This is a genomic window from Siculibacillus lacustris (assembly GCF_004328075.1).
Lineage (GTDB): Bacteria > Pseudomonadota > Alphaproteobacteria > Rhizobiales > Ancalomicrobiaceae > Siculibacillus > Siculibacillus lacustris.
The window spans coordinates 105,259-121,619 of the sequence record NZ_SJFN01000004.1; the positions used below are offsets into that span (position 1 = coordinate 105,259).

Annotated in this window: 19 protein-coding genes and 1 pseudogene; 10 read left to right on the forward strand and 10 right to left on the reverse strand. The window is 69.8% G+C overall.

Annotated elements, in window-relative coordinates:
• Window positions 1-37: 37 nt before the first annotated feature.
• A complete protein-coding gene (locus EYW49_RS04070; RefSeq protein WP_165498119.1) occupies window positions 38-1,024 on the forward strand; it encodes a YihY/virulence factor BrkB family protein in 987 nt (328 codons plus the stop codon).
• A 13-nt stretch (window positions 1,025-1,037) separates the two neighbouring features.
• Here EYW49_RS04070 and EYW49_RS04075 read toward each other — a convergent pair whose 3' ends face one another.
• On the reverse strand, window positions 1,038-1,532 hold the full coding sequence (locus tag EYW49_RS04075; protein WP_131306472.1) for a TspO/MBR family protein: 495 nt from the start codon (window positions 1,530-1,532) through the stop codon (window positions 1,038-1,040).
• Between the two features lie 172 nt (window positions 1,533-1,704).
• On the opposite strand from EYW49_RS04075, the gene EYW49_RS04080 reads away from it, so the two are divergent.
• Window positions 1,705-1,932, forward strand: a complete 228-nt coding sequence (locus EYW49_RS04080) for a hypothetical protein (protein WP_131306474.1) — start codon at window positions 1,705-1,707, stop codon at window positions 1,930-1,932.
• A 92-nt stretch (window positions 1,933-2,024) separates the two neighbouring features.
• Here EYW49_RS04080 and EYW49_RS04085 read toward each other — a convergent pair.
• The 6 genes and pseudogenes from EYW49_RS04085 to EYW49_RS04110 all read right to left on the reverse strand — a co-directional run.
• Window positions 2,025-3,539, reverse strand: a pseudogene (locus tag EYW49_RS04085) (alpha,alpha-trehalose-phosphate synthase (UDP-forming)); the annotation flags it as partial.
• A gap of 146 nt (window positions 3,540-3,685) precedes the next feature.
• Window positions 3,686-5,470, reverse strand: coding sequence for a glycoside hydrolase family 15 protein (locus tag EYW49_RS04090; protein WP_131306478.1), 1,785 nt, complete (start codon window positions 5,468-5,470; stop codon window positions 3,686-3,688).
• Complete coding sequence (otsB, locus tag EYW49_RS04095; RefSeq protein WP_165498120.1) at window positions 5,467-6,243, reverse strand: trehalose-phosphatase; 777 nt, start codon at window positions 6,241-6,243, stop codon at window positions 5,467-5,469. The genes EYW49_RS04090 and otsB overlap by 4 nt, the downstream gene beginning before the upstream one ends.
• Before the next feature lie 100 nt (window positions 6,244-6,343).
• Window positions 6,344-6,619, reverse strand: coding sequence for a bacteriocin (locus EYW49_RS04100; protein WP_131306482.1), 276 nt, complete (start codon window positions 6,617-6,619; stop codon window positions 6,344-6,346).
• 38 nt (window positions 6,620-6,657) lie between these two features.
• Window positions 6,658-7,485 (reverse strand): SH3 domain-containing protein, encoded by an 828-nt coding sequence (locus tag EYW49_RS04105; protein ID WP_131306484.1) that lies wholly within the window; start codon window positions 7,483-7,485, stop codon window positions 6,658-6,660.
• Between the two features lie 177 nt (window positions 7,486-7,662).
• Window positions 7,663-8,406, reverse strand: coding sequence for a Crp/Fnr family transcriptional regulator (locus EYW49_RS04110; RefSeq protein ID WP_131306486.1), 744 nt, complete (start codon window positions 8,404-8,406; stop codon window positions 7,663-7,665).
• A 191-nt stretch (window positions 8,407-8,597) separates the two neighbouring features.
• Between EYW49_RS04110 and EYW49_RS04115 the strand changes: the two genes are divergently transcribed.
• From EYW49_RS04115 to EYW49_RS04145, 7 genes are all read left to right on the forward strand, one after another.
• Window positions 8,598-9,017 (forward strand): response regulator, encoded by a 420-nt coding sequence (locus EYW49_RS04115; RefSeq protein WP_131306488.1) that lies wholly within the window; start codon window positions 8,598-8,600, stop codon window positions 9,015-9,017.
• A 306-nt stretch (window positions 9,018-9,323) separates the two neighbouring features.
• Window positions 9,324-9,488, forward strand: coding sequence for a DUF1328 domain-containing protein (locus EYW49_RS04120; RefSeq protein WP_131306490.1), 165 nt, complete (start codon window positions 9,324-9,326; stop codon window positions 9,486-9,488).
• A 118-nt stretch (window positions 9,489-9,606) separates the two neighbouring features.
• Window positions 9,607-10,125, forward strand: a complete 519-nt coding sequence (locus EYW49_RS04125; protein ID WP_131306492.1) for a DUF1269 domain-containing protein — start codon at window positions 9,607-9,609, stop codon at window positions 10,123-10,125.
• Window positions 10,122-10,577, forward strand: coding sequence for a low affinity iron permease family protein (locus tag EYW49_RS04130; protein WP_131306494.1), 456 nt, complete (start codon window positions 10,122-10,124; stop codon window positions 10,575-10,577). Before EYW49_RS04125 ends, EYW49_RS04130 begins: the two co-directional genes overlap by 4 nt.
• Window positions 10,561-12,087 carry a sensor histidine kinase gene (locus EYW49_RS04135; RefSeq protein ID WP_165498122.1) on the forward strand — a complete coding sequence of 509 codons (1,527 nt, stop codon included), beginning with the start codon at window positions 10,561-10,563 and terminating at the stop codon, window positions 12,085-12,087. The genes EYW49_RS04130 and EYW49_RS04135 overlap by 17 nt, the downstream gene beginning before the upstream one ends.
• Complete coding sequence (locus tag EYW49_RS04140; RefSeq protein ID WP_131306499.1) at window positions 12,087-12,530, forward strand: response regulator; 444 nt, start codon at window positions 12,087-12,089, stop codon at window positions 12,528-12,530. Before EYW49_RS04135 ends, EYW49_RS04140 begins: the two co-directional genes overlap by 1 nt.
• A 2-nt stretch (window positions 12,531-12,532) precedes the next feature.
• Window positions 12,533-13,588, forward strand: coding sequence for a sensor histidine kinase (locus EYW49_RS04145; protein ID WP_228259463.1), 1,056 nt, complete (start codon window positions 12,533-12,535; stop codon window positions 13,586-13,588).
• A gap of 136 nt (window positions 13,589-13,724) precedes the next feature.
• Here the strand turns inward: EYW49_RS04145 and EYW49_RS04150 are convergent, their stop codons facing one another.
• The 3 genes from EYW49_RS04150 to EYW49_RS04160 all read right to left on the reverse strand — a co-directional run bounded on the left by EYW49_RS04150 (window position 13,725) and on the right by EYW49_RS04160 (window position 15,010).
• Entirely contained in the window at window positions 13,725-13,952 is a 228-nt protein-coding gene (locus EYW49_RS04150; protein ID WP_131306501.1) for a hypothetical protein, read from the reverse strand.
• 144 nt (window positions 13,953-14,096) lie between these two features.
• Window positions 14,097-14,489: a hypothetical protein gene (locus tag EYW49_RS04155; RefSeq protein ID WP_131306503.1), complete on the reverse strand. Its 393-nt coding sequence runs from the start codon at window positions 14,487-14,489 to the stop codon at window positions 14,097-14,099.
• Window positions 14,486-15,010 (reverse strand): hypothetical protein, encoded by a 525-nt coding sequence (locus EYW49_RS04160; protein WP_131306505.1) that lies wholly within the window; start codon window positions 15,008-15,010, stop codon window positions 14,486-14,488. Before EYW49_RS04160 ends, EYW49_RS04155 begins: the two co-directional genes overlap by 4 nt.
• Before the next feature lie 192 nt (window positions 15,011-15,202).
• Between EYW49_RS04160 and EYW49_RS04165 the strand changes: the two genes are divergently transcribed.
• Window positions 15,203-16,324: an AI-2E family transporter gene (locus EYW49_RS04165; RefSeq protein WP_131306507.1), complete on the forward strand. Its 1,122-nt coding sequence runs from the start codon at window positions 15,203-15,205 to the stop codon at window positions 16,322-16,324.
• Window positions 16,325-16,361: the final 37 nt, after the last annotated feature.

The following is a 16,361-nucleotide window of genomic DNA, read 5'->3' on the forward strand; positions in this document are numbered from 1 at the left end:
GGCGTCGCGTCTTTTCTACTCTCGGAGATCTCGGTCGATGGCGCGTCTCACTCGTGGGTTCTTCACCATTCTCGCCGCGGTGGCGGCCGGCAGCGGTGTCGCCTGGCTCGCCGAGCGGGCGGAGGCGCGCCGGGCCGCGGCGGTCGGTGGGCACGCCGCGCGGTCGCCGGCCGAGATGACGGTCGAAGGCTGGCGATCGATCGTGGCGCGCGCCGCGCGCGGGTTCCTCGACGACCGGGTGACTTCGGAAGCCGCGTCGATCGCCTTCTACGCGCTGTTGTCGCTGGTGCCGGCGCTGTCGGTGCTGGTGTCGATCTATGGTCTGTTCACGCCGCCGTCGAGCATCCCGGCGCAGCTCGCGGTGTTCACCTCGCTGTTGCCGGAGGCGGCGCGGACGCTGGTCGAAGAGCAGGCGATCCGGCTGACCAGTCAGTCGAACGGGGCGCTATCGATCACCCTGGTGATTTCCTTCGGCCTCGCCGCCTGGAGCGCCAATGCCGCGGTCAAGGCGCTGTTCGAGGCGATGAACGTGATCTGGGGGCGGCGCGACACCCGTTCCTTCGTCGAGATCAATCTGGAATCGCTGCTGTTCACCTTCACCGGGATCCTGGTGGCGACGATCATGCTGATCACCCTGGGGGTGATCCCGAGCGTGATGGCGCTGTTGTCGGTGCCGCCGGAGACCGAATTGCTGCTCGCCCTGGTGCGCTGGCCGCTGTTCTATCTGACCGGGCTGGCGGCGATCGTCATGCTCTATCGCCGCGGGCCGTGCCGGCCGGCGCCGGGCTGGCGCTGGGTGTTGCCGGGGGCGATCGCCGCGGCCACCACCTGGGTGATCGCCTCGGCGAGTTTCTCCTGGTACGTCTCGACGCTCGCCACCTACCCGGCGACCTATGGGTCGCTGGCTACGGTTGTGGTGGTGCTGACCTGGCTGTGGCTGTCGGCGATGATCCTGCTGGCCGGCGGCGAGATCGTCGCCGAAATCGAGCGCCAGATCGGCTGGCCGCCGGCGGTCGATGCCTGAAGGCGGGCTCGCGTCAGCGGTTCAACCACCACACCCCGAGGTTCAGCGCGGTGGCGAAACAGGTCCACGCCAGATAGGGGACGAGCAGGAGGCCGGCCGGCCGGTCGACGCGGGCGAATCCGACGATGGTCATGACGATCGCCGGCAGGAGCAGGGCCAGCACCACGAGGCCCGCGGGCGGCGAATGCAGGCCGAAGAAGGCGATCGACCACAGGGCGTTGAGGCTGATCTGCACCAGGAACCAGCGGATCGCCGCGCCGCGTCCGGGGGCGTCGGCGTCGCTGCGCAAGATGCGCCAGAAGGCCACGATCATCGTCAGATAGAGGAACGTCCAGGCCGGCGCGAACAGGCCGTTGGGCGGTACGAACCACGGCTTGGCGAGGCCGGCGTACCAGGGGACCAGGGCCGGCAGGGTGACGACGTTGCCGAGCGCGCCGGCGATCGCCACCGGCAGGACGGCCAGTCCGACCGCGACGAGCGGACCGGGGCGGAAGCGGATCGGGGTCATGGAGAGCCTCACGAGGGAGAGGGGATTGCGAGGGGCCGGGCGTCGAGCGGGACGGGACGGGCGTCGACGGCAACGCTCGAGCTCGGTCCTCGGTTCCCTCTACGGGCGCGGCGGCGGAACGGTTCGGCGATCGATGCGTTGTTCCTCCAGTTCCCAACAAAGGAGGTGACCCATGTCCATCGACATTCTCATCGCCGTCCTGATCTACATGATGGTTCAGGCGGTGCTCTTCGGGATCGGCGCGATCGCCATCCTCGCCACCCCGCTCGCGGCTCAGGCGATGGTCCTGATGCCGTGGTTCATCGGCCTGTCGTTCCTGGCCTCGATCCCGATCGCCTGGGCGGTGGCGCCGCGTCTGCGGGCGCGGTTCGAATTGCGCCGTCCCGCGCCGGGCGAGTGAGCTCGACGGGCACCGGTGGATCGGGGTGAACCGTGCTTTCGCGAAGCCGCCGCCACCTTCGGGTCGCGGCGGATTCGCTACATCGAACGGGCTCATTCGTCGGCGGTCAGCGCCTGGATGGTCTCGCGGCGGCGGATGCGGGCCGCGTCGATCAGCATCTGCGCGGCCCAGCGGTGGACGTTGCGCTGGCGCACCACGTCGCGCATCAGCCGCATGCGGTCGCGTTGTTCGGATTCGGGCATGCGCAGGGCCACGGCGAAGGCGTCGGCCATGGCGCGCGTGTCATAAGGATTGACGATCAGCGCCTCCGACAATTCGCGCGAGGCCCCGGCGAAGCTCGACAGCACCAGCACACCCTGTTCGTCGTCGCGGGCGGCGACGAATTCCTTGGCGACCAGATTCATGCCGTCGTGCAGGCTCGACACCACGCAGACGTCGGCGGCGCGGAACAGCTCGTAGACCTCGCGCTGGTCGTGGTGGCGGATGACCAGATGGATCGGCTTCCAGCCGGCGGTGCCGTGGGCGGCGTTGATCGCGTCGGCGAGACGGACGGCGTCGGACTGGAGCTTGTCGTAGGCGCCGAGTTTCGAGCGGGTCGGCGCGGCGGCCTGGACGAAGGCGATCTTCTCCTTCCATTCCGGATGCTGGGTGAGCAGGTCGTGGACCGCCGCCATGCGGTCGAGGATGCCCTTGGTGTAGTCGAAGCGCTCGATGCCGACGGCGATGCGGACGTCGTCGGCGAGGCCGAGACGGGCGTGCACGGCGCGGCGGCACTCGGCGATCGAGCCTTGCGTGGCCAGCGCCGCCGGCGGCCACTCGATCGAGATCGGATAGGGCCGGATCAGCGTGTCGCGGCCGCGCAGGATGACCGAGCCCTGCTCGCGATCGATGCGGCTCTCCATGAAGCGGTCGGTGGCATCGAGGAAGTTGTTGCAGTGCTGGCGGGTGTGGAACCCGAGCACGGTCGAGCCGAGCAGGCCGTCGATGATCTCCTCGCGCCACGGGCAGATGCCGAAGGTCTCGCCGTTGGGCCAGGGGATGTGCCAGAAGGTGATGATCGTCGCCTTGGGCAGGGCGTTGCGGATCATCCGCGGCAACAGAGCGAAGTGATAGTCCTGGACCAGGACGATCGGATCCTCGCGGCCGGCCTCGGCGACCACCACGTCGGCGAACTTCTGGTTGACCGCCCGATAGGCCTCCCAGTCCTCGGCGCGGAACAAGGGCCGGACGAAGGCGGTGTGGCACAGCGGCCAGAGGCCTTCGTTGGAGAAGCCGTAATAGTGGCCGTCGATCTCCTCGTCGGACAGCCAGACGCGGCGCAGGGTGTATTCGGGATGGGCCGGGGGCACCCGCAGGCGATCGTGCTCGTCGACGGTGTCGTGATCGGCGGAGCCGCTGCCATGGGCGATCCAGGTGCCGCCGCAGGTGCGCATCACCGGTTCGAGCGCCGAGACCAGGCCGCTCGCCGGCAGCTGCAGGCTGATCTCGCCCTCGGGAGTGCGGTTGTGGATGTAGGGCTCGCGGTTGGAGACCACCATGATCTCGACGTCCGGCAGTTCCTCGTGCAGCAGCTGGGTCAAGGTCTTGGGCGACCATTCGACATAGATGCCGTCGGTGAAGCGGCGGTCGCGCTGGCGATCGCGGGCATTGGTGCGGTAGCCGACCCGGGTCGGCACCGGGCTGGCGACGGCGGGGTCGTCGGGTCCGGTCCAACGACGCCACAGGGTGGAGAGGAAGGTGGCGGTCGCGTTGTTCATCGGGGCTGCTCCCATCCTTTCGACAGCCGCATCGCGGCGACGATCATTCCGGCCATCGAATAGGTCTGGGGGAAGTTCCCCCACAGCTCGCCGGTCTGGGGATCGAGATCCTCCGACAGCAGCCCGACGTGATTGCGCAGGCGCAGCAGCTCTTCGAAGATCCGGCGCGCCTCGTCGGTGCGGCCGATGGCGGCGAGCGCGTCGACGTACCAGAAGGTGCAGATGGTGAAGGCGACGGTCGGGACGCCGAAATCGTCGGGCACGACGTAGCGCATCAGATGGCCGTGGTGGCCGAGGTTCGCGGCGATGGCGTCGACGGTGGCGACGAACCGCGGATCGGCGGCCTCGACGATGCCGAGCTCGTGGAGCAGCAGCAGACTGGCGTCGAGTTCGTCGCCGTCGAGACTGCCGGCGAAGTAACCGGCCTCGTTCCAGGCGCGGTCGAGGATGGTGCCGCGCAGATCGTCGGCGGCGGCGCGCCAGCGGGCGCCGTTCTCGCCGAGGCCGAGCTTCGCGGCGATGCGGGCGAGCCGGTCGCAGGCCACCCAGCACATCACCGCCGAATGGGTGTGGACCTTTGTGCGGCTGCGATATTCCCAGATGCCTGCGTCGGGGGTCAGCGCCCGGGCGAGCGCGCGCGTGCCGAGCGGTTCGAGCAGCGCGAACAGGCCGGGCCCGCCCATTTCCGGCAGGCGCTCGTCGAAGAACATCTGCCAGGCGGCGAGGATGACGCTGCCGTAGACGTCGTGCTGGACCTGCTCGCGGGCCGCGTTGCCGATCCGCACCGGGCCGTTGCCGCGATAGCCGGCGAGCGTCGGGGCGACGTATTCGTCGATCGGCCGCTCGGGGACGACGGCATAGACCGGCTTCAGATCGGGTCCGCGCTCCAGCGCGATGACGTCGGTGACGTAGGCGATGAAGCGTTCCATGGTCGGGGTCGCGCCGACCCGGTTGAGGGCATGGACGGTGAAATAGGCGTCGCGGATCCAGCAGTAGCGATAGTCCCAGTTGCGCTCGGTGCCGGAGGATTCCGGGATCGAGGTGGTAAGCGCCGCGACGATCGCGCCGGTGTCCTCGAAGCTGCACAGCTGCAGGGTGATCGCCGCGCGGATCACCGCCTCCTGCCACTCGAAGGGCACGTTGAGGGTGCGGACCCAGTCGAGCCAGTGGCCACGGGTGCGTTCGAGGAAGTCGTGACCGATGCGGTCGGTCGAATCCGGCAGGGTCTCGTCGGAGTGGACGATGAGGGTCATGCGCCGCGTCAGCACGAAGGCGGTCTCTTCGGCGATGTGGGTGATCGGCGCATCGGTGGTCAGGCGGACGGTGCCGGCGGCGGTGACGTAGCGGACGTGGCTCGATCCGACGATCGCCGGGGCGGCGGCGTCGGCCGGCCCACGCGGCCGCATGCGGATGCGGATGCGCGGCAGGCCGGCGATCGGCTCGATCACCCGGACGATGTTGAGCGGCCGATAGGTCCGCCCGTGCTGGCGGAAGCGCGGCACGAAGTCGAGGATGCGGAAGCTGGCGCCGTCGCGGTCGGTGAGGATGGTCTCGACGATGGCGGTGTTGCGCACATAGCGCTGGTCGGTGCTGGCCTCGTCGTCGAAGCCGATCGAGAAGAAGCCCTTCTGGGGATCGTCGCCGTCGATCAGCGCCGAGAAGATCGGTTCGCCGTCGAGGCGCGGCCAGCAGCCCCAGACGATGGCGCCGTGACGATCGATGAGGGCGGCGATGGAGCTGTTGCCGATGACGGCGAGGTCGAGCGACGGCCGGGCGATCATGGAGTGGTCCTTTCGACGAGGGCGGCGAGCCAGGCGCGGACCTGGGCGGGGCCTCGGAAGTCGGCGATCTCGTCGGTGAAGTGTTCGCCGGCGACGCGCAGGGCGATGCCGCCGAGGTGCTCGGCCGCCTCGAAGGCACTTTCGTCGGAGACGTCGTCGCCGATCATGATCGGGCGACGGCCGTGGAAGGCCGGCAGTTCGGCGATGGCGGCGATCGCCGCCCCCTTGGAGACCCGGCGCGGCACGATCTCGAACACCCGACGTCCGCGGGTGAGGATCAGATCGGCCTCGGCTTGGACTTCGGCGAGGGCATGGCGCAACTCGGCCTCGAGATAGGCGGAGGCGGTGGGGACGGCGCGCCAGTGGACGGCGATCGAGGTGCCCTTGTGCTCGACGAGCACGCCGGGCACGGCGCGCACGACGCGGGTCACCCGCTCGAACACGTTGTCGGCGATCGGTTCGGCCAGCCGGGTCACGGCGTCGTCGGCGCCGAGGCGCAGGGCACCGCCGTGGACGCCGGCGACCACCATCTTCAAGGGCGCGAGAAACCCGTCGATGTCGGCGACGGTGCGGCCGGTGACGATCGCCACGGCGCCGTCGAAGGCCACCTGGAGGCGGCCGAGCAGGGCGACCAGGGTCGCCGGGACGGCGGTGCCGTCGGGCGTCTCGGCGATCTCGACCAGCGTGCCGTCGAAATCGAGGAACAGCGCCTCGGTGCGGGCTTCGGCGACGACGGCGGGGCCGCCGGCCTGGGACGCGGTGGCTGCGGACATCTGCAAGAGGGCACCTCTTCCCGGGGGGATTCGTCGGAAATCCTCCCGCGGCGCGCCGAGGGGGGCAGCGCGACGCGAGAGGATCTCGGTTCGACGGCGATCAGCGATAGCGACAGACGCGGCGGTCGAGGCCGGCGTCCCAGTAGCAGGAGCGCGCGGCGTGGCGCGGCCGGGTGGCGTCGGCGACGACCGCGCCGACCGCGGCCCCGGCGACGCCGCCGACCAGGGCGCCGCCGACCGAGTTGGAGGCGACGCCGCCGATGATCGCGCCGCCGACCCCGCCGATACCGGCGCCTTCGGCCATGCGGGTGTCACGGGCATTGGCGCAGGCGCCGAGGGTGAGGGCGACGGCGATGAGGGCGATGGTGGTCTTCATGTCAGGTCCTCGCGGGGTTGGGGAACGGTGGTCTTGGTTCAACGGCAACGGCCGGCATCGGTGCAGGGGGGATTGGCGGCCGGTGCGGCCGGCTGCTGCCTTGCCGGAGGCGCGGCCCGCGGCGGCTGGGCGCGCGGTTCGGTGCGCTGGGGCTGAGCGCGTGGCGGGGCCGCTTCCTGGCGCTGTACCGGCGCCCGCATCTGCGGGGGTGCCGCCCGGGGCGTCGTCTCGCTGCGCGCCGGTCGACCCGATGCGCTCGCCGCGGCGGGATCGGCGGGAATCACGTCACGACGGCCGTGGTCGCGGGGTGTGCGTACGCCGGGGTCGGCGGGACGCCGTCCGACGAAATTCTGGTCGGACGGGGGGACCCGCTGCGGCCGCACGAAGGCATCGCCAGCGGGCTGCCGATCGGGGCGGGACGTGCCCATGGCCGGGCGCTCCGAATTCGGCGGTCGCCCACCGTGACCGCGCCAGTAGCGGTCGTTGCGGTAGAAGGAGCGATCCTCGTAGTGGCTGCCCCAGTAATCGGCCATGCCGAAGGAGAGGATCGACAGGCCGAACATCGCCGCAGCCGGGTCGGAGATGCGAATGCGGCGACCCTCGCCGGCCAGTTCGATGCGGCTGCCGGGGAACCAGCCGCGATCGCCGTCGATCGAGACGTCGCACCAGGTGCGGCCGCGCAGACAGCCGTAGACGTCGAGGCTGTCGCCGCGGGCGACCCGGGCGATCGCCGGATAGTCGGACTGCGGCCCGGCCCGGAGCGTGCCGGAGGAGCGCGCCCAGCCTTCGGCGGCGGACGCGGCGGCGGGTAGCGCCAGGGTGGCGAGGATCAGGGTGATCGCCGAGATCGTACTGCGATGGGTCATGGAGGTTTCCTCTCGTGCGCTCGGCGGCCGGTACGTCGGGGTGCCGGCGCGAGGTTCTCGGAACCCGCGGAGCGTCACCACGACGAGGGGGAGCGAAGCGTCGACTTCGTGGTTCTCGTCTGCCGGAGAGAACGCGCCGGCCGCGCTTTGGTTCCCGCGCCGCGCCGAAAAGACGGTTCAGATCAGCGGGCGACGCTCCGGTGGTCGGGCGTCGGCGGCGGCCAGGGTGGCCATCGCGCCTTCGTCGTGGATCTCCAGGCGGCGATCGGCGAGGGTGAAGACCCCGGTGGTGCGCAGCCGCTGCAGGGTCTTGTTGAAGGTCACCAGCGACATGCCGAGGGTGTCGGCGAGATGCTGCTGGGTCATCGGCAGGGTCAGGGCACCGCCCTCCAGGACGCCGCTCTCGCGCGCCCGGCGCCACAGGTGCCACAACAGGAAGGCGACGCGTTCGCGCGCGTGCCGCCGGCCGACGGCCAACAGCTGGTCGTCGAGCAGACGCTCCTCGCGGGCGGCGAGCCAGGTCAGGTTGCGGGCGAGCGGCGGGTGATTGCGGAACAGTTCGTCGAGGCGATCGCGCGAGAAGACGCACAGGCGGACGTCGGTCAGCGCCTCGATGCCGTGTTCCAGCGCCTGGGCGAGGGTCGCCTGGAGGCCGATGAAGTCGCCGGGCAGGACGTAGTTGAGAATCTGGCGCCGACCGTCGGGCAGCGACTTGTAGCGGAAGGCCCAACCCGACAGCACCGTGAAGAGATGGGGCGAGGTAGCACCTTCCAGGTAGATCGCGCCGCCGGGGCGGGCGTGGAGCTCGCCCATCTTGAAGCTCGACACGAAATCGAGCTCGGCGCCGACCGCCTCGATGAAGATCGCGCGCTTGCGCAGGGGACAGGCGGGACAGGCGATCTGGCGACCGGAGTCGGTCATGCGATCCTTTCTCGAACGATCCGCGGCGAAAGGCGCCGGATGTGTCGTTCTTAAATGCGCCGCCCCGACGGGGCGGTCCAAAGTGTCGGTCCGAACCGCCGCCGGCCGCCTCCGCCGCCCGCGAGGTCCCTCACCGACCGGGCCGCGACGCTCGACGGTCTCACGAGAGTTTCGTCCCGATGAATTCCCGATTGCCCAGGATCGACGATGTCGCGCCGTGGACCGCCCTGCTCGTCGAAGACGAGGCGCTGATCGCCGCGTCGACCGAAGCGCTCCTGTTCGAACTCGGCGCCACCGAGGTGCGTTGGGCGACCACCGTCGAAGAGGCCGAACGCCAGATCGAGACCGAGGCGCCGACCATCGCCGTGGTCGACTGGTTCGTCGGCCGGCGAACCGCCGAGCCGTTGGTCAACCGCCTCGCGGACCAGGGCGTCGGCATTCTGCTGCTGACCGGGGCGTCACCCGAAGACATCGTGCGGCCGGCCGACGCCGAGATCCTGGTGCTCGGAAAGCCGGCCCGCGACGCCGCGGTCGCCGAGGCGATCCGAAGGTTGTTGCGTCGCGGGCCGGAAGACTTCGCCGTCACCGATAGAAGATGGCGAGCAGAATGATGATCGGAATCGGCACGCCGACCAGCCAGAGAAGAATTCCGCGTCCCATGATCGGGTCCTTTCGGTGAGAGATGGGCGGGCTCGTCGACTCGGTTCGACCGACCCGACGAGGTGGCGCCGAGGTGCCGCCGAGGCGCCGGCCGGCGATGCGCGAGCCGAACGATGCTCGCAGGGCACAACGTCGATGCCGGCCGATCGGTTCCGCCGACCCGGGCGTTCGTCCCTGGCGATCAAATCGGCGGGGCGGGGGAACGAGATCGAAGCTGCGGCGTTACACCTCGCGAAAAGGTTCGTGGGGAGTCCGTCATGTTGCAGTGGTCTCTGATCTTTCTGGTGGTCGCGCTGATCGCGGCGGTGTTCGGCTTCGGCGGCGTCGCCGCCACCTCGGCGGGCATCGCGCGCATTCTGTTCGGCGTGTTCCTGCTGCTGTTCCTGGTGTCCTTCGTGATGCAGATGCTCGGACGCGCATGAGAGGCGCGGCGGCGGACGCGGGTGCGATGGAACCCAGCCCTCGCCTCGGACGTTGTCGTGCCCAGTGACGGTGACCCGCGTGCATCGAGCGCAACCGCGACCCAGGGAGGAAACCCGCATGAGCCAGTTGTTCGCGATCGTCTATGACGACCCCGACCTCGCGCGCCGCGCGGCGGACCAGATCCGCGAGCTGGCGCGTGGCCGTCTCCTGTCGTTGCGTGACATGGTGGTGGTGACGCGGGCCGACGACGGTACGGTGAAGCGCGACCCGTCGGTCGATTTGGTGACCGGCGGTGCGCTCGGCGGCGCCTTCTGGGGCGGTCTGATCGGTCTGATCTTCATGGCGCCCCTGGCCGGCGCCGCGGGTGGGGCGGCCGGCGGGGCGCTGAGCGGATGGCTCACCGACTACGGCGTCGACGACGACTTCATCCGCGAGGCCGCCCTGCGGGTGAAGTCCGGCCGGGCCGCGGTGTTCGTCCTCGCCGACGACATGATCGTCGACGAGGTGGCGTCGGCGCTCGGCGAGGTGCGGGGCGAGCTGATCTATTCCTCGCTCACCGCCAACGTCGACGCGGTGATCTCGGCGGCGCTCGCCGGAGCCCTCCACGACGGCAAGATAGGGATTCTCCAGCCATGAGCGATCTGTCGATCCCGCAGTCTCTGCGCGCCGCGGTGACGCCGCCGCCGGAAGTGCCGCGCGACACGTCGCGGCCGTCGCTGTTCGTGCGGTTCTCGACCCGCGTCGCGCTGCTCGCCGGACGGCCGGCGACCTTCATCTTCGCGTTGGCGGTGGTGATCGTGTGGGCGGCGTCGGGGCCGCTGTTCCATTTCTCCGACACCTGGCAGTTGGTCATCAACACCGGCACCACCGTCGTGACGTTTCTGATGGTGTTCGTGATCCAGAACGCCCAGAATCGCGACGGCGAGGCGATCCAGGTCAAGCTCGACGAGTTGATCCGCGCCACCAAGGACGCCCGCAACACGATGATCGGCATCGAGAAGCTCGACGATGCCCATGTGCGCGCCCTGGAGGCCGAGCTCGAAGAACATTGCGCAGGGAGCGCGGAGACGGGTGTCGCAGGCAAATGAACCGGGACTGTTGAAGTTCGTCGACCGGCGGTTCCTCGGTTACAACGTCCTGATGGCTCTGGTGGCGGCGGCGATCCTTCTGACGATCGCCGTCGGCTCCTTCGTGTTCGGGGAGCGGACGCAGGAGCAATCGGCCGAAGCCCTGCGCGCCGCGGCGACCGATCGCGCCGCGCTCGCCGTGTTGGCCAGTCTGGTCGATGCCGAGACCGGGCAACGCGGCTGGTTGCTGACCGGCGACGACGATTATCTCAAGCCCTACACCGATGCGCGGACACACTTTCCCGGGCAGCTCGAGCAGTTCCGCCTCCAGGTCGAACGGCTGTCGAACGACGTGACGATTCCCGATCCGGCGCGGCTCGAGGACGTGGCGCGACGCAAGTTCGACGAACTGGCCCAGACCCTCGCGCTGGCGCGCACCGGCGATCGCGACGGCGCCTTCGCGCTGGTGCGCAGCGATGTCGGCATCACCTTGATGGACGAGGCACGGGCCTATGTCGCACAGGTTCTGGCGCTCACCGACGGTCTGCGGCTGCGGCGCATCGAGCAGATGCGGGCGAGCGCCCGACTGCTGACGGTGCTGACCAGCCTCGGGGTGGTGACCATCCTGGTGCTGTCGGTCCTGGCGATCCTGCTGATCACCCACCACACCCGCGAATTGGAGGTTGCCCGCCGCGATCTGGCGCGCTCCAACGAGGCGCTCGAGCACCGGGTGCGCGATCGCACCCGCGAGTTGTTGGGGGTTAATGCCGAGGTCCAACGCTACGCCTATATCGTCAGCCACGACCTCAGGGCGCCCCTGGTCAACATCATGGGCTTCACCAGCGAGCTGGAGACGGCGACCTCGCGGTTTTCGACCTTCCTGCACCGCGGCGGCTTCGATCGGACCGATCCGATCGTCGCCGACGTCCACGAGGCGGTGGACGTCGACATCCCCGAGGCGCTCGGTTTCATCCGCACCTCGACCACCCGCATGGATGCGCTGATCAACGAAATCCTCAAGCTGTCGCGGCTCGGGCGGGTGCCGCTGGTGCCCGAGGCGATCGTCATGGAGACGCTGCTGCGCGACTGCATCGCCACCGTTCAGCATCGGCTCGATGCCGGCGGAGCGACGGCGATGGTGATCTCGCCCTTGCCGCGGATCGTCTCCGACGCCAACTCCCTGAATCAGATCTTCACGAATCTTCTGGACAATGCCGCGAAATATTTCGACCCTGCACGACCGGGACGCATCGTCATCCGCGGCCGGACCGAGGGGGCGAACGCGATCTTCTCGGTCGAGGACAACGGGCGCGGCATCGCCGCGGGCGACCACGAGAGGATCTTCGAACTGTTCCGACGCTCCGGCGCCCAGGATCGCCCCGGAGAGGGCATCGGGCTCGCCCATGTGCGTTCGCTGGTGCGGCGCCTCGGCGGCGACATCGGCGTCGTCTCCGACGGGAGCACCGGAACGATCTTCCGCCTGATCCTGCCGATCGATCTGCGTCCCCGCCTGAAGAAAGACACTGCGTGATGCCTCAACCGCGAACCGTGACCATCGTGATGATCGAAGACGACGAGGGTCACGCGCGCCTGATCGAAAAGAACATCCGCCGCGCCGGGGTGACCAACGAGATCCTGGGATTTCGCGACGGAACCACGGCGCTCGCCCGTCTGCTCGGACCTGACGGCAGCGGCGTGCTCCCCCTCGGCCATGCCTGGCTGGTGCTGCTCGACCTCAATCTGCCGGACATGACCGGCATCGACATTCTCGCGCGGCTGAAGAGCAACGAGCACACCCGGCGATCGCCGGTGATCGTGCTGACCACCACCGACGACCAGCGCGAGATTCAGCGCTGCTACGACCTCGGAGCCAACGTCTACATCACCAAGCCTTTGAACTACGAGAGCTTCGCCAATGCGATCCGCCAACTGGGGCTGTTCCTGTCGGTGATGCAGGTGCCGGAGGCCGATTGATCGTGCCCTATGGAACCGACGTGCGCGGCCCGATCCGCGTCCTCTACATCGACGACGATCCGGGCCTCGGGGTGCTGGTCCAGAAGGCCTTCGCCCGGCGTGGGCATTCCGTGGTCCACGTCACCGACGGCGCGGCGGGTTTCGCGCGTCTGGCGGCCGGCGACATCGACGTCATCGCGCTCGATCATTCGCTGCCCGGCGAGACCGGCCTCGACGTTTTGGCGCGGCTCGGCCCGCGCAGCGAGCGGCCGCCGGTGGTCTACGTCACCGGTTCGGCCGACGCGCGCATCGCCGTCCAGGCGATCAAGGCCGGGGCCGACGAATACGTCATCAAGGACGTGTCCGGGGAATTCTACGAGCTGCTGATCGCCGGGGTCGAGCACGTGCTGGAGCGCTGGCGGCTGCGCCGTCAGAAGGCGGAGGACGAGAAGGCGGTGCGGCACGCCCGCGACCGCGCCGAGATGCTGCTGCAGGAGGTCAATCACCGCATCGCCAACAGCCTCGGGCTGGTGGCGGCGATGGTGCGGATGCAGGCGACGGTGTTGTCCGATCCGGCGGCGGTGCAGGCCCTGCAGGAGACCCAGGCGCGGATCACCGCGATCGCCGGTGTCCATCGCCGCCTCTACACCTCCGATCGCATCGGCTTGGTCGAGATCGACGACTATCTCGGCCATCTGTGCGGCGAGCTGCAGGATTCGCTGGCCGACGACGACCACCCCTACGAGGTGGTGCTCGAAGCCGAGCGAATCGAAGTCTCGACCGACAAGGCGGTGTCGCTCGGGGTGATCATCGGCGAGCTGGTCACCAACGCCTTCAAATATGCCTACCAGAAGGGACGTCTGGGCACGATCCGGGTCGTCGTCGCGACACGCGAAGACGGTATCGTGCGCCTGACCGTCGAGGACGACGGCGCCGGCTACGATCCGAGCGGGCCGGTGCGCGGCACCGGGCTCGGCTCGAAGATCCTGGCGGCGATGGCAACCAATCTGGCGGCGGTGGTGACGCAGGACCGCGAGGCCCCCGGCACGCGCATCCAGGTCGATTTTCCGTTGAAGTGACCGAGCGACCGGCGGGTTTGAAGTCAGGGGGGCGGGCGTCTCACCCGCCGATCGCTCTCGGCCGCCGCCTCGGCTCCGATCCAGGGGGGATGGAGGGAAGTCGGGATGCGGCCATTTCGGTGGTCTGCGGACGGTGTCAGCGCACGTCGATGCGGGCGCTCGGCGGTCCGCCACGTTCGGTCTTGAACACGATGGTGCAGGCCTGCGGCGGGCAGATCGCGTCGGCGTCGTCGACGACGGCGATCGGCGGCAGCAGTTGGGCGACGACCGTCGGGCGCTGCGGCTCGGCGGCGAAGGCGTAGGCCGAGAGTCCGACGACGATCGCCATCGACACTCCGCTCACCAGTTTTCCCTGCGTCTTCATTCGGCACCTCCCTCGAGGCGGGCGGGCCGCGACATCTGTCCGGCCACATCGGAACAACGCGGGAAGGTGTGGAAAAGTTTCGGGTGTTCCGACGTATTCGTTAATTTTTCGTTGACGCCCGAGATCGCGACGACGCTGCGGCGCTCAGCGCCGTCGCGCCGCGAGAAAGGCCGCCGCGGCGATCGCCACCACCGCGGTGACGCCGACGTGGCGCAGGGCCAGCGACACAGCCGGCGGGGCCAGCGTCGCGAAGGCGCTGGCGCGCACCGCGGTGCCGACGGCGGTCCGGGCGCGGTTCATCGCCGCCGCGGTGAGCGCCGCGACGACGATCGCGGCGACCGCACCGATTCCGGCGACCACGAGCGCCGCCTGGACCGGGCCGAAGCGGTCGATCAGCGACGCATGCAGCGCCAGGGCGAGGAACACCGTGGTGACGGTGACCAGCACCCCGACGAACGCCGCACCGGCGGCGATCAGGCCCGCCCGACGGCGGAGATCACCGCCGTCGAGCCCGATCAACCGAGAGACGAGACTCATCGACGCGCGTCCGAACGCGTCATCCAGCCGAGCAGCAGGCCGGCACCGGCGGCGATCGCCAGGGCGGCGACCGGGTTGCGGGCGACCGAACGGCCGATCGCGTCGATGCCGTTCTCGGTCAGGGCGCGGGCGTCGCCGGCGACCGCACCGATGCCGTCGATGGTGGCGGTACCGGCGGCCCGGGCCGCGGCGACGGCTTCGTCGCTCTTGACGCCGGCCTGGGCGGCGAAGGCGTCGGCGGCCTGACGGATCGCCTCGACGGCCTGACGAGCGAGAGCGGCGACGTCGTCACCGACGGCGGCGGTGTCGGACTGGAGGCGCGAGGTATCGAGGCGTTCGGGGCGGGCCATGGAGGCGATCCTTCCGTTGATGGCGTTGGCGGCAGAGGCTTCGGCCCGGCGGACGGACCGTTCGGCGCTGGACTCGACGGCCGGTTCGTCGGTATCGGCGACGATCGGCAGGTCGGTCGGGTGCTCGCCCTTCGGCGAGGACGTGTCGTGGTGGTCGTCGGCTTTCGCCATGGGACTCCCTTTCGCTGTTCGGTGGGGCCGGGCGAGGTCTTCGCAAGGGCCGGATGGCGCCGCGCCGGCACCGGTTCGACGGGTCAACGCACCGATGGGTGGGAAGTTCCCGTGCGACGACGCGGGAGGCGAGGGAACCTTCGGCGCCGCCGCGCGTAGCCCTGGGCGCTCGCGTCCCCAGGAGAAGCCAGAATGAATCGTCCCGTTTCCGATCCCGCCGTCGTCGCCCGAGCGGGCCTGCCGGATCCGACCCTCCTGCCGCCGCCGTCGCCGGCCGCGTCGTCGCTCCTCGACCCGACCCGCAGCCTCGCCGAATGGGCGGTGATCGGCCTGTTCGTGATCGCCGCCTTCGCGGTGATGCGCTCCACCGCCGGCCTGCTGGTGCCGATGGTGGCGGCGGTGGTGGTCGGCAGCGTACTGGCGCGGATCGGCGACCGGGCGGCCCGCCTCGGCATCGCGCCGCTGGTGGCCGGGCTCGGCCTGGTCGGGATGACCGGGCTCGGCGGCTTCCTGCTGGTCGACGCCCTGCTCGAACCCTTCGCGGCGATGGTCGCCCGCGCGCCGCAGATGCTGGCGTCGCTGACCGAGGCGGCGGCGCCGCTGATGGCGCCCCTGTCGTCGCTGAAGAAGGCCTTGATGCACGTCGCCGGCGATCAGGCCGCGGCGCCGGTGGCGATGGGCAGCGAAATGAGTTGGCTCGGCGACTTCGTCTCGGGACTGACGCCGGCGCTGGGCGAGTTCTTCGTGTTCTTCGCGACGCTCGCCTTCTTCGTCGCCGGCCGGGTGGCGCTGCGGCGGCGGATGATCCTGGTGTGGACCGAGCGCGAGCGTCGTCTGGCGGCGATCCGCATCCTCAACGCCATCGAGGAAGCGCTGGCGCTCTATTTCGCCACCACCGCGACGATCTATGCCGGGGTCGGCGTGGCGACCGCGGTGATCGCTGCGGCGAGCGGTCTGGCCAATCCGATCCTGTGGGGCATGCTGGCCTTCACCGCCAGCTTCATTCCCTATCTCGGGGCCGGCCTGATCGCCCTGGCCCTGGCGGCGGGCGGGCTGGTCGGCCATCCCGGCTCGGTCTGGGCGATGGTCCCGGCCGGGGCCTTCCTGATCGTCCACCTGGTCAGCGAGAACGCGGTGATCCCGGCCTTCCTCGGCCGGCGCCTGGAGATCAACCCCTTCGTGGTGTTCGTGGCGATCGTGTTCTGGAGCTGGATGTGGGGACCGGTCGGGGCGATGCTGGCGGTGCCGCTGCTCCTGGTCGCCGACACCATCCACGACGAGCTGCGCCCCAGCCGCGGCGCGCTGCCGGCGTGAGGCGAAACGAAACCGGCGGCGGATCGCTCCGCCGCCG

What these genes read in the sequence shown, in the direction of transcription:
- EYW49_RS04070 (WP_165498119.1), top strand. Translation starts at nt 38, where the DNA reads ATGGCGCGTCTCACTCGTGGGTTCTTCACCATTCTCGCCGCGGTGGCG.
- EYW49_RS04075 (WP_131306472.1), bottom strand. Translation starts at nt 1,532, where the DNA reads ATGACCCCGATCCGCTTCCGCCCCGGTCCGCTCGTCGCGGTCGGACTG.
- EYW49_RS04080 (WP_131306474.1), top strand. Translation starts at nt 1,705, where the DNA reads ATGTCCATCGACATTCTCATCGCCGTCCTGATCTACATGATGGTTCAG.
- EYW49_RS04090 (WP_131306478.1), bottom strand. Translation starts at nt 5,470, where the DNA reads ATGATCGCCCGGCCGTCGCTCGACCTCGCCGTCATCGGCAACAGCTCC.
- otsB (WP_165498120.1), bottom strand. Translation starts at nt 6,243, where the DNA reads ATGTCCGCAGCCACCGCGTCCCAGGCCGGCGGCCCCGCCGTCGTCGCC.
- EYW49_RS04100 (WP_131306482.1), bottom strand. Translation starts at nt 6,619, where the DNA reads ATGAAGACCACCATCGCCCTCATCGCCGTCGCCCTCACCCTCGGCGCC.
- EYW49_RS04105 (WP_131306484.1), bottom strand. Translation starts at nt 7,485, where the DNA reads ATGACCCATCGCAGTACGATCTCGGCGATCACCCTGATCCTCGCCACC.
- EYW49_RS04110 (WP_131306486.1), bottom strand. Translation starts at nt 8,406, where the DNA reads ATGACCGACTCCGGTCGCCAGATCGCCTGTCCCGCCTGTCCCCTGCGC.
- EYW49_RS04120 (WP_131306490.1), top strand. Translation starts at nt 9,324, where the DNA reads ATGTTGCAGTGGTCTCTGATCTTTCTGGTGGTCGCGCTGATCGCGGCG.
- EYW49_RS04125 (WP_131306492.1), top strand. Translation starts at nt 9,607, where the DNA reads ATGAGCCAGTTGTTCGCGATCGTCTATGACGACCCCGACCTCGCGCGC.
- EYW49_RS04130 (WP_131306494.1), top strand. Translation starts at nt 10,122, where the DNA reads ATGAGCGATCTGTCGATCCCGCAGTCTCTGCGCGCCGCGGTGACGCCG.
- EYW49_RS04140 (WP_131306499.1), top strand. Translation starts at nt 12,087, where the DNA reads ATGCCTCAACCGCGAACCGTGACCATCGTGATGATCGAAGACGACGAG.
- EYW49_RS04150 (WP_131306501.1), bottom strand. Translation starts at nt 13,952, where the DNA reads ATGAAGACGCAGGGAAAACTGGTGAGCGGAGTGTCGATGGCGATCGTC.
- EYW49_RS04155 (WP_131306503.1), bottom strand. Translation starts at nt 14,489, where the DNA reads ATGAGTCTCGTCTCTCGGTTGATCGGGCTCGACGGCGGTGATCTCCGC.
- EYW49_RS04160 (WP_131306505.1), bottom strand. Translation starts at nt 15,010, where the DNA reads ATGGCGAAAGCCGACGACCACCACGACACGTCCTCGCCGAAGGGCGAG.
- EYW49_RS04165 (WP_131306507.1), top strand. Translation starts at nt 15,203, where the DNA reads ATGAATCGTCCCGTTTCCGATCCCGCCGTCGTCGCCCGAGCGGGCCTG.